Annotated in this window: 6 protein-coding genes; 3 read left to right on the top strand and 3 right to left on the bottom strand. The window is 44.7% G+C overall.

The genetic code is table 11. The annotated features are described in order from the left end of the window. Window positions 1-60 precede the first annotated feature (60 nt). Window positions 61-2,880, bottom strand: a complete 2,820-nt coding sequence (locus KGY70_10680; protein ID MBS3775645.1) for a family 78 glycoside hydrolase catalytic domain — start codon at window positions 2,878-2,880, stop codon at window positions 61-63. 30 nt (window positions 2,881-2,910) lie between these two features. Next, window positions 2,911-5,202, bottom strand: coding sequence for an alpha-galactosidase (locus KGY70_10675; GenBank protein MBS3775644.1), 2,292 nt, complete (start codon window positions 5,200-5,202; stop codon window positions 2,911-2,913). A gap of 250 nt (window positions 5,203-5,452) precedes the next feature. Here KGY70_10675 and KGY70_10670 point away from each other — a divergent pair, with 250 nt between their 5' ends. The 3 genes from KGY70_10670 to xylE all read left to right on the top strand — a co-directional run bounded on the left by KGY70_10670 (window position 5,453) and on the right by xylE (window position 10,000). Next, window positions 5,453-6,940, top strand: a complete 1,488-nt coding sequence (locus KGY70_10670) for a carbohydrate kinase (protein ID MBS3775643.1) — start codon at window positions 5,453-5,455, stop codon at window positions 6,938-6,940. A 79-nt stretch (window positions 6,941-7,019) separates the two neighbouring features. Then, entirely contained in the window at window positions 7,020-8,351 is a 1,332-nt protein-coding gene (gene xylA / locus KGY70_10665) for a xylose isomerase (GenBank protein ID MBS3775642.1), read from the top strand. A gap of 29 nt (window positions 8,352-8,380) precedes the next feature. Then, window positions 8,381-10,000, top strand: coding sequence for a D-xylose transporter XylE (xylE, locus tag KGY70_10660; protein MBS3775641.1), 1,620 nt, complete (start codon window positions 8,381-8,383; stop codon window positions 9,998-10,000). 172 nt (window positions 10,001-10,172) lie between these two features. Here the strand turns inward: xylE and KGY70_10655 are convergent. Beyond that, window positions 10,173-11,288, bottom strand: a 1,116-nt coding sequence (locus KGY70_10655) for a UPF0182 family protein (protein ID MBS3775640.1), incomplete at its 5' end; no start/stop codon positions are given.

Here is an 11,288-nt window from a genome sequence, read left to right as displayed (position 1 = left end):
CATAGCGGACTTAACTCAGTAAATTTTGGTTTAACAAAGTTGGTATTTAAGGTTTTCGGATCAGTGGTTTTGGGTTTCTTTCATGGTAAACTGATACGTTCCTGATTCTACTGAAAAAGAGATGTAGTCCTCTTCCTTTTTCGCATCTTTGATACCGGGTATTTCTCCTGATGGTGTTCCGGCTTTCCAAATGGTTTCAGCTCCTTCACTAATTTCTATTGCTTCACCCTTAAGCAGGGGTATACATATTTCACCTGTTGTGTTGGCCGGAAGGGTAACCTGTAGCCTAAACGAATTATCCCGGTTTTCCCAGCCTGCTTCCACCTTTCCGCTGACGGTTTCCAGGGATGCCTCCACCGATGATAGATCATCCGGTACAAAGGGTTTGATTTGGATGTGTTTGTATCCACGGGTAGTTCCCTTATCTGTTGGTGCTCTCAGCCCTGCAAGGTATTTAAAGAAGAATTCATCCACGGAACCGAACATCTGGTGGTTGTGTGATGCTTCTCCCGACCATTTTTCCCAAAGGGTGGTGGCACCGTTTTCCAGCCAGTAACCATAGCTTGGGTAGGTGGTTTGGGTGGCTACGTTGTAGGCAAGGTCGCCATGACCGGATTTTACAAGCACCGGCCACAGGTATTTGGTGCCAATGATACCGGTATTCAGATGTCCGTTTCTGTTTTCCCGGATATCGTCAATTACTGTTTGCAGTACTTCATCCCTGTGATTTTCCGGTACCAGATCGAACGATAACGCCAGCATCTGATAAGTCTGGTACGTTGAGTCGGTGCCGTAAAGGTGGGTATTGGGATTAAAGAATTTTTGATTGTAGGCCTCTGCAATGGAATCGGACAGTTCGCTGTACCGCTGAACGTCTTCTTTTTTCCCGAGTACTTTGGCTATTTGTGAGAACAGTTGTACATCTTTGAAATAATAAGCCGTGTTGACAACCGGATGGTTTGGTCCGTCTGACTGGCCAGGGGCGCACCATTCACCCAGTGAATCCCAGTATCCGCCAAAATCATTGATGATCAGTTTTTCTTCCGGGTTGGCATCCGAACGTGCCAGATTATAAAGATAGCGGATGTATTGTTTCATGTAAGGGTAATGTTGTTCCAGTATCCGTGTGTCGTCATAATAATGGTACATCCACCAGGGCAGCAAGATGTATGCGCTGCCCCAGGCAATTCCTCCTCCGTGGCCACCGACCAGTTCAGGAGCGGTGTTGGGGATTCGGCCATTATCCTGCTGGGCATCCCGCATATCATTCAGCCATTTGTTATAAAAGGCTGCCATATGGAAATCGTGCATGGAGGCTTCGGCAATAACCTGTCCGTCTCCCGTATAAGCTCCTTTTTCGCGTTGGGGGCAATCCGTGGGATACCCATGGGAATTACCTCTTTGTGACCATATGGATGCTTTGTGAATATCATTTAAAAGCGTGTTGGAGGCAGCGAAGGACCCATTATATGACAGATTGGAATGTACCACACGTCCTTCAATGTCCACAGATTCAAATTTATCGGGATCATCCACGCTTACTTCAACATACCGGAAACCTGTATAAAAGAATCGCGGTTCATAGGTTTCAGTTCCTTCGCCTTTAAGTGTATAAGTAGACCAGACGTTTGCGTGATAGTTGTGTTTGGTGCTGATGTGGTCTTCCGGTTTGAGAGGTTTTGGGAACAGGGAATCGTTCAGTGTTTCAGCGCCCCTTATCCGGACCTTTGCCCCGGCTTTTCCCTTAACTTTTAACCGCCACCATCCCGGGAAATTTTGTCCCATATCGTAAAGGTAAACATCCGGCTCGGGTGTTGTTTTCTTTACCGGTGTGATGGTTTCCGTCACTTTTATGGGAGGCATCAACTGGGCATCGAGTTTTCCTCCCGGACCACTTACTGTCCGTACACCTTGCCATTCAGAAGCATCGTAGTCAGGTGTCGACCAGCCCGGCTTTTCTTTACGGGCATCATAATCTTCTCCTGCATAAAAATGATTGAAGGTAACAGGCCCTGAGGAGGATTTCCAGGTTCCATCCGTTGCAATGGTTTTTTGTGTGCCATCCGCAAGAGTGATTTCTATCTGAACAAGGGCTTTGGGAGCACCAAAATCATTGCTTATGCCTCCCCAGGAATACCGGTTTTCAATCTTTTTCATTCTCAGTGCACCGTTCCCAAGCATAATGCCGGCAGCATTGGAACCTGAATTAAGCTGATCTGTCACATCGTAGGTAGAATAGAGCACCCTTTGCTCATAATTGGTGAGGGCCGGATCAAGTACATGATCGCCTACCTTTTTTCCGTTGAGGTAAAATTCATAATAGCCCAATCCCGTTACATGGGCAAGGGCTTCCTCTACCTTACCATTCAGGATAAAATTTTTGCGCATAAGGGGAGATGAAATGGACGTGTCAACAGCTTCTGTCCATTCTGCTTCCCACCCGGATTCATGTATAATTCCCGTCTGGAAGGTGTTTATATTGCTCCATCCGCTGGAATCCCCTGATCCATACCACACCTGAACCTTCCAGAAATAAGTTTTACTGCTTTGTAAGGGCTTTCCTTTATATTCTATATTTACAGATTGACCGGACTGTATCTTGCCGGAATCCCAGAAATTTCCGGCATCATTCTCCAGGTCCTCCCGGTTATCTGCCACCAAAAGGCGGTAAGCCGATTGTGAAACGCCTCGTTCGGTACGGTTTATAACCCATGAAAACCTGGGGTGTTCCATATCAATACCTTTGGGTTGCTCCAGGTATTCACATTGCATTTGGGCAATTTCGGCTGAGCCTTTTTGTCTGTCGCAGCTTGTCAATATTCCCGCAAAAGCAAGACCCAGAAGGACAATCAATGTCCGGGTTAAGTCTGTTTTATTCATAGCCATTTGTATTATTAATTCGTATTCTGATTATCTGAATATAATTTTCCAATCCGTTAAATTTTCCTGTCCACTGAATGCCACTTCGAGAATTCCATTTGGCTTAATTGTATGAGAGGCATTTTCGGAATCTATTTCAGTATGGTCGAACTCGTATCCTTCCGGCACATGAATAAATAAAGTGTGCTGATTCCCTGGCGTTGTTTTGGAAGTGCCGCTAAGCATCATTTCTTCTTCATTCCATTTGAGCTTTTGAATGCTGTACGCGCAGGTCAGGTGCCTGGAAGTGGCCAAAACCTGAGGTTTTTCACTAGTTTCTTTGACTATCAGTGCCTTTGTACCATGGGCCGGCACCCTTCCTTTTATCATCACCCTTGATGTTCCCAGGAACTCTTGATTCCAGAAATCAAATACCAAATAATCGGTTTCGGATTTAAGGCCCAGATCTTCCTTTAGGTCAAGCACTTTTTCCATCGGCCTATCGCTCCAGTTGTATAAGGCTACTACATCATAGATGCCCGCTGTTGAATTGACTTTTAGGTCTATTGCGCCGGGAAATTCTTTGGGTTCGGAACGGACGGCAGGATCGGACTTGAAAGGATAAAGGTCCATGGCACGGATGGGCATGACGGGCATGGTTTTCCTGTAGAGCTCCAGTTTTTCTTCAGGCAAGGCCTTAACCTTATCAGGATATTGGGCAGCCCATCCTGTGTTGTAGTCGCTCTGGAGAAAATCCTGAAGCCTTTCTTCTGAAAAATCAGCTATGAAATCGCTGCTCATGTATGTCTGACCGGAGAGGGATATGGAGCTCACAATGGTTATGCTTTCATCCATATTCAGAGGGTCTCTGATCATCACATTACCCGGGTCCGACCACCAGCAAATTCCGTTCAGCCAGTTTTTACCGAACAGAGCATTGAAATAGGTCTGCATTCCTTCAGACCGGTGGCCTTCGCCTGTCCAGTCGGCATAAGTGTCACCTCCTGTAGCAGAGCCGTCCAAATATTCGAACCCAATGCCGATTTCATGCATGGCACCTCCCAAAAAATAATTCGCATCGTCCATTTCCTCTCTGATTGCGGCCAGTACGCTCCTGTATACTTCGCGGCTGTCCATATCTGGGTCGAAGGCATTTTCCCTGTTTTCCTCGTAATAATCCATCCAGGTACCGCCGCCACCGGCTTTGATAAAGCTGCATCCCCAGTCGTCAACCAGTTTATCAATCAAAGGCCTGGTGTGTGTATCGATTACATCCGGATGGGTAAAGTCCAGTCTTACTACCGTGGAATCAGCAGAACCCCAGGTACTGGATAAATTACCGGAAGAATCCCGAAGGAAGAAGTCGTCAGCATATTCATCCGCCATGGAAGGATTGGCATAATTAGCACCATATGGATTCAGCCACAGCCCTGGTTTAAGTCCCTTTTTCTTCACATGATCAAACCAGTGTTTGCCTCCGTCGGGATACATGTCTTCATTCCATTTAAGCCAGTTAGCCTCTTTCCCTCTGGTATAAGCTGCATCAAGAAGGATATATTCCAGTCCGTAAGGCTTTAATTTTTCGGCAAGGGCATGGGTTTCTTCTATCAGATCCTCCTGGTCGGGAGCTATATAGTAGCAATTCCCGCTGCTCCAGCCGGTAGGGGCTGTTTCGAATCTATCGGAAATGGGCTTGTAGCCGGGTTTAAAATCTGTCTGCTGATAGTCTGAAAGTCCGATATTATCGGTATAGTAACCAGGGAGCAGGGTCACCTCATTGCCTTCTGAAACGGGAACCTGTATGTCCATCAGGGTATTGTCTTCTTTGTTTCTTGATAATGCACTCTCTTCGGCGAAACGAACCATGATGTCAGTGGGCATATCGAAAAGATGATAAATGTTGGTAGCGGAAACAAAGCCCATCTGTGTATACATGATGCCATTGTCCTGGCTTTGAATGCGCGCAGGAATTCGTTTTTCACCTGCGGGGGCGGTTCCGTGAATATGTGCATCCGGATGTCCGCACACTACATCAATGGATGTATCGGTTACACTGAGTTCCCAACTGGTTTTCCGGGGTTTTTCCGTATGAATGACCAGTTTTCCTTCTTGTTCTTCTATCGTCCACGCGGAAAGGGGTGTGATTTTCTCTCCCTTTTTCAGGGTAAGCCGGATTCCATCCGCAACTTTTCCCAATTCATCTTGTTCGAAGGTTAGCGTGGTGGTTTCGGGATTGGCTGTAATGGTCCATCCTTTTTCTTCATGTTTGGTGACATCTTTGCATCCGCTTATAATGAGCAATATGGCCGTTACAACAGTGATGATTTTACCTGAATGTTTCATTTTTTGTTATTTAAGAAATGGCGGCATTTTTTGAAAAATCAGATTGACATAAGTTCCTGATACCCGAAAAAACATATTTGGTTCTTTCAAAACTAACATTTTGTTTTTAAAAGATAAAGGGAATCGGGAATTCATTTTTATTTGGCATAATAATACGATAATTTGTCATCTTTCTTGTCATGTTTCAATCCAAAATATATTAGATTTGATAAATTTATAATATCTATATCATCGAAATACGGATTAAGTTATGTATGCAATAGGTTATGATATCGGAAGTTCATTTATAAAGGCCAGTTTGGTTGATCTTTCCACTGGTACAAGTGTAGCCTCGGGTGTAAGTCCGGATGAAGAGATGCGGATGGATGCTCCCCTCAGTGACTGGGCAGAACAGGATCCCGAAATGTGGTGGGATAATCTGAAAGAAGCTACTTTTAGAATATTCAGGGGTTCTGAGTTTAAGCCTTCAGACGTTAAGGCCATTGGAATATCTTATCAGATGCATGGTCTTGTTCCCATTGATTCTCAGCAAAAAGTTCTTCGGCCCTCAATCATTTGGTGTGACAGTCGCGCCGTGGAAACGGGAAACAAAGCCTTTAAGGAAATCGGAGAAGAAAAATGCCTGAAGCATTTGCTTAATTCTCCCGGTAATTTTACCGCTTCCAAATTGGGTTGGATGAAGGAGCATGAACCCGAAATCTTTTCCCAAATTTCTAAAATACTGTTGCCGGGCGATTATATTGCCATGAGGCTTACCGGGGAAACGACAACAACTCCTTCGGGTTTGTCAGAAGGCATATTCTGGGATTTCAAAATCAACGAAAAAGCGGATTTTCTCCTGGATTATTTTGGATTTGATGAAAAAATGTTTCCCCAGGTGATACCCAACTTTTCCTCTGAACCGGGAGTTTCTTCCGAAGTGGCAGAGGAACTTGGCTTTCCTGAAGGGACTCCCGTCTCCTACAGGGCAGGCGATCAGCCCAATAATGCACTTTCTTTAAACGTGCTTAAGCCCGGTGAAATTGCAGCTACTGCCGGTACTTCAGGAGTAGTTTACGGGGTAAGCGATGAAGTGAAGTATGATCCCCGGTCAAGGGTAAATACCTTTCTTCATGTGAACCATACCAAAGAAGATCCCAGGCTGGGCGTTCTGTTGTGCATCAATGGCACCGGCAGCCTGAATTCATGGCTCAAAAGAAATGCGGCAGGGAATTATGATTATGACAAGATGAATGAACTGGCATCCAAAGCCCCCATTGGATCGGAAGGGTTGGTGGTCTTGCCGTTTGGTAATGGCGCCGAAAGGGTTTTGAATAATGCCAACCCGGGAAGCAGTGTTCACCATCTGAATTTTAATGTCCATGATCAGAAACATCTGTTTCGGGCCGCACAGGAGGGGATTGTATTTGCATTTCAATATGGGTTGGATATTATGACGGAAATTGGTATACAACCTTCTGTCATACGGGCAGGTAATGCGAATATGTTCTTAAGTCCCGTATTCAGAACAATTTTTGCTTCCATATCCAATGCTACCATTGAGCTTTATAATACCGACGGAGCCCAGGGAGCAGCAAGAGGTGCCGCTATCGGTGCGGGCTTTTATGAGAATTTTGAAGAGGCCTTTTCCGGATTGAAAAAAGTATCGGAAATTGAACCGGATGCTAAGAAGGCTCATGAATACCAGCGTGCATATGAACACTGGAGGAGCACACTGGAAAAAATCCTGGAGCAGTAGTGGTAAAAGGTCTTCTTTCGCTTTTGAACGATAACAGGGAAATACGAATCAAAATATGAATTTTTAAAACTAAAACATTATGGAATATTTAACTGGTGATAAGGAATTTTTCAAGGGAATAGGGAAAATAAAGTACGAAGGTACGGAATCGACTAATCCCTATGCGTTTAAACATTATGATGAAAATAAAGTCGTTGGCGGCAAGACCATGAAGGAACATTTCAAGTTTGCTGTTGCTTACTGGCATTCATTCTGTGGTGACGGCAGTGATCCTTTTGGTGTGGGTACACGTCCTCTTCCGTGGGAAGAAGCCGATGATCCCATGCAAAGGGCTTATGACAAAATGGATGCAGCGTTTGAATTTATGACCAAACTGGGTGTGCCTTATTTTTGTTTTCATGATATTGACCTGGTAGATCCCGCTGATAGTATTCAGGAGAGTGAGAAGCGCCTGCAGAAAATTGTGGATTATGCCAGGGAGAAGAAGAAAGAATCAGGTATGGGCCTGCTTTGGGGCACCACTAATCTTTTCAATCATCCCCGTTATATGAATGGAGCTTCAACAAATCCTGACTTTCATGTGGTTTCCCATGCCGGAGCTCAGTTAAAACGAGCCATTGATGCGACCATCGCACTCGGTGGGGAGAATTATGTTTTCTGGGGAGGCCGCGAAGGTTATATGTCACTTCTCAACACCAAAATGGGAAGAGAAATTGACCACTATGCCAGAATGCTGGAAATGGCACGGGATTATGCCAGAAAAAATGGATTCAAAGGCAATTTTTTCATTGAACCCAAACCCATGGAACCTACCAAAGCCCAGTATGATTTTGATGCTTCCACAGTGTTGGGTTTTCTACGAAAGTACGGGCTGATGGATGATTTCAAACTCAATATTGAAGCCAATCATTCAACCCTTGCACTCCATACGTTCCAGCATGAGCTTCAGGTAGCTGCCAATGACGGTATGCTTGGCAGTATTGATGCCAATCGCGGCGATTATCAAAACGGTTGGGATACCGATCAGTTCCCAAACAATGTTTATGAAGTAACGGAAGCCATGTTGGTTATTCTGGAAGCCGGTGGTTTCAAGGGAGGAGGAACGAATTTTGATGCCGCGCTCAGAAGAAATTCTACCGATCTGGATGATCTGTTTCATGCTCATATCGGTGCCATGGATACCTTTGCCCGGGCACTGATTGCAGCGGATAAAATTCTGAATGATTCGGAATATCCGAAATTAAGAAGAGAACGTTATGCTTCTTTCGATGCGGGTGAGGGGAAAAAGTTTGAAAATAAAGAGCTGAGCCTGGAAGATCTCAGGGAGATTGCTGTTGAAAAAGGTGAGCCACCAAAGATTAGCGGAAAGCAAGAGTATTATGAAAATCTTCTGAACAATTATATACGTTAATTTTAATTTGATACTTACTGAATCTTTTTATGCCTAATAATAGAAGTTCAGCGAAATATACCTTTTTAATCACACTGGTCGCAACACTCGGCGGTCTTCTTTTTGGGTATGATACTGCTGTGATCAACGGGGCAGTTGAATCTCTGGGAGTATTCTTTATCGATCCGCTTTTTGATAATCCTGAGTTAGCAGGGAAAGTGATTTTCGAATATAAATTACTGGCCTCTGCCTGCTTTGTGATTATTGGTATTCTTATATCCAGGTTTTTATTTAAGCTTTATCATTATAAGAAAGCTATATTTTATAGTGTACTTGTATGGATTGCTGTAATACTTGTTATTTATTACCGTTTTATCAGCTCCGAAAGTGAAATATCCACGAATATAGCCAACTCGATCAATGGTTTCACCATATCGAGTGCGCTTCTGGGTTGTATCATTGGAGCATCGATTGGAGGATATGTCAGTCAGGGTGTTGGACGACGCAACGGGTTGTTAATGGCCGCCGTATTATTTCTTCTCTCGGCGGTTGGATCTGCATTGCCTGAGCAACTCAATTTCATGGGCGGTGCAGCCATTACTTCATTCATCACCTATCGTGTGATTGGTGGAATTGGCGTAGGCCTCGCCTCCATGATTTCACCCATGTACATAGCAGAGATTGCACCTGCTGAAAAGCGGGGAGGTTTGGTGTCGTGGAACCAGTTTGCTATCATCTTCGGTATGGTGGTGGTTTATTTCGTCAACTATTTCATTGCCAAGGGAAATCCCTCGGAATGGATTAATACGGTAGGATGGCGCTGGATGTTTGCCTCTGAGGTAGTTCCTGCTTCTTTATTTTTCATTTTACTGTTCACCGTGCCTGAAACTCCAAGGTTCCATGTGATGAAAGATAAAGAGGATAAGGCGTTCACTACACTGAAGAAACTGCTTGGTCTGGAACGGGCTGAAAGAACATTGCCCGATATCAGGGAATCGCTGAGGGAAAAGCGTCTTCCCTGGCTCTCCTTTGGAGGCAAGGTACTTGTCATTGGTATACTGATGTCTGTATTCCAGCAGTTTGTGGGGATCAACGTGGTGCTTTATTATGCTTCCGAGATCTTCAGGAATATGGGTGCCAATACAGAGGTTTCCCTTCTGCAAACCCTGTTTATGGGTGTTGTTAACCTTGCTTTCACCGTTGTGGCAATCTATACAGTTGATAAATTCGGGCGCAAGCCGTTGTTAATTATCGGGGCCATTGGCATGTCGGTTAGTATGTTTGCCCTTGGCTTTTTCTTTTTCTTCAATAACCTTGGAGTGGGAGCGCTCTTTGCTATGGGCATTTATGTAGCAGCCTTTGCCATTTCATGGGGCCCGATAACCTGGGTGATGCTCTCGGAGATCTTTCCCAATTCAATTCGCGGGGCCATGTCAATTGCAGTGGCTGCCCAGTGGGTTGCAAACTTGATGGTCTCCTGGACCTTCCCTATGATGAATGACAATGTGGTACTTACAGATTTATTCAACCACGGATTTGCTTATTGGGTGTACGGTGTAATGGGCATCCTGGCCGCCCTTTTTGTATGGAAGATCGTTCCTGAAACCAAGGGCAGAACCCTTGAAGATATGGGAGAACTTTGGGGAGGAAGAAGAAAACCCAAAGCCTGAGTGTTGAGGGTAGAAAATAAAATGGTTCTGTCAGATAGATGAATTAAGATCATCTCTTAAAGTTAAAAAGCTCCCCGAACAGCGGGGAGCTTTTTAATGTCTGTATTATTTTTTGCAAATGCTTATTGATTGAATGGCCTTTCTGTAATTCAGACCTTTCAAAGCAACGTACTTATTGCATTGTATCCTGTTGACTTTGCTGCTTCAACTGGTTCAGCGTTTCTTTTAGTTGCTGGAGTGACCGGGAAGCCTGATCAAAGTTCTGATCACCCATATTCCTGAGATAGGAATTCAGGTATTCATCAGCATCCTGGATTAACTGCTGATTGGTTGTAATAGCTCTGTCCACCTCTTCTTGCTTTTCTTCTTCTGTCTCTTCCCTCTCTTCCCTCTCGTCTATTTCTTCCTTCGCAGCTTTTGTGATCTTTTTCACCGGTTCTCCCCTGAAAATGCCTTCCAGGGCTTCATCAAAAGAAGAAGCATAACTGAGGTTGTCCTCATGCATGATACAAACAAGTCTAAGCTCCGGATAGGCGGCAGTTTCCGACTGCAGGTATATGGGTTCCACATACATCACGGTTTCACCTACGGGTATGGCCAGCACATTTCCCCTAATCACACTGGATCCACGTTGGTCCCAGAGACTTAGCTGACTGGAAAGTTCAGCATCCTGATCGATTTTGGTTTCAACCTGTTGTGGACCGAGTATCCTTCTGTCTTTAGGAAATTTATAAGTCATAAACCGGCCGTAGTTTTCACCGTCACTCAAACCGGCAACCCATCCGATCAGAACCTGTCTGTTTTTAGGTGTGAAAGGCTGAATCAGTGTGAATTCCGCTTTATTGGAACCCGGGCGCTGCCACATGATGTAATAAGGGTCTACAGGTTTGATGGTTCCCTGATATTTCTCCGTGGCCCTTAACCACAAATCTTCCTGGTTATAGAAAACCCTTGGATCACTCATGTGGTATTTTGCGTAAACCTGCCCCTGAACAAGCATCTTATCCACCGGATAGCGCACATGGGATCTGAGTGCTTCAGGCATTTCGCTTTTTTCTTTAAACATACCCGGAAAGACTTTGTCCCAGACCTGAACAATGGGGTCGTCTTCTTCATATATGTAATAATCTATATTTCCATTGAACGCATCTACCACCACCTTAACCGAGTTTCTCATGTAATTGGCCCCATTTAGATGTGGTGCCACATTGTTGACCAGTTGTCTTTCCACTTCACCCTGCGTATATTCGATAACCTCCCTTGAATTATAGGGCTGGCTGTAAGGGAA

This window comes from Bacteroidales bacterium (assembly GCA_018334875.1).
GTDB lineage: Bacteria > Bacteroidota > Bacteroidia > Bacteroidales > UBA12077 > JAGXLC01.
This window is presented reverse-complemented; position numbering and strand designations above follow the sequence as displayed.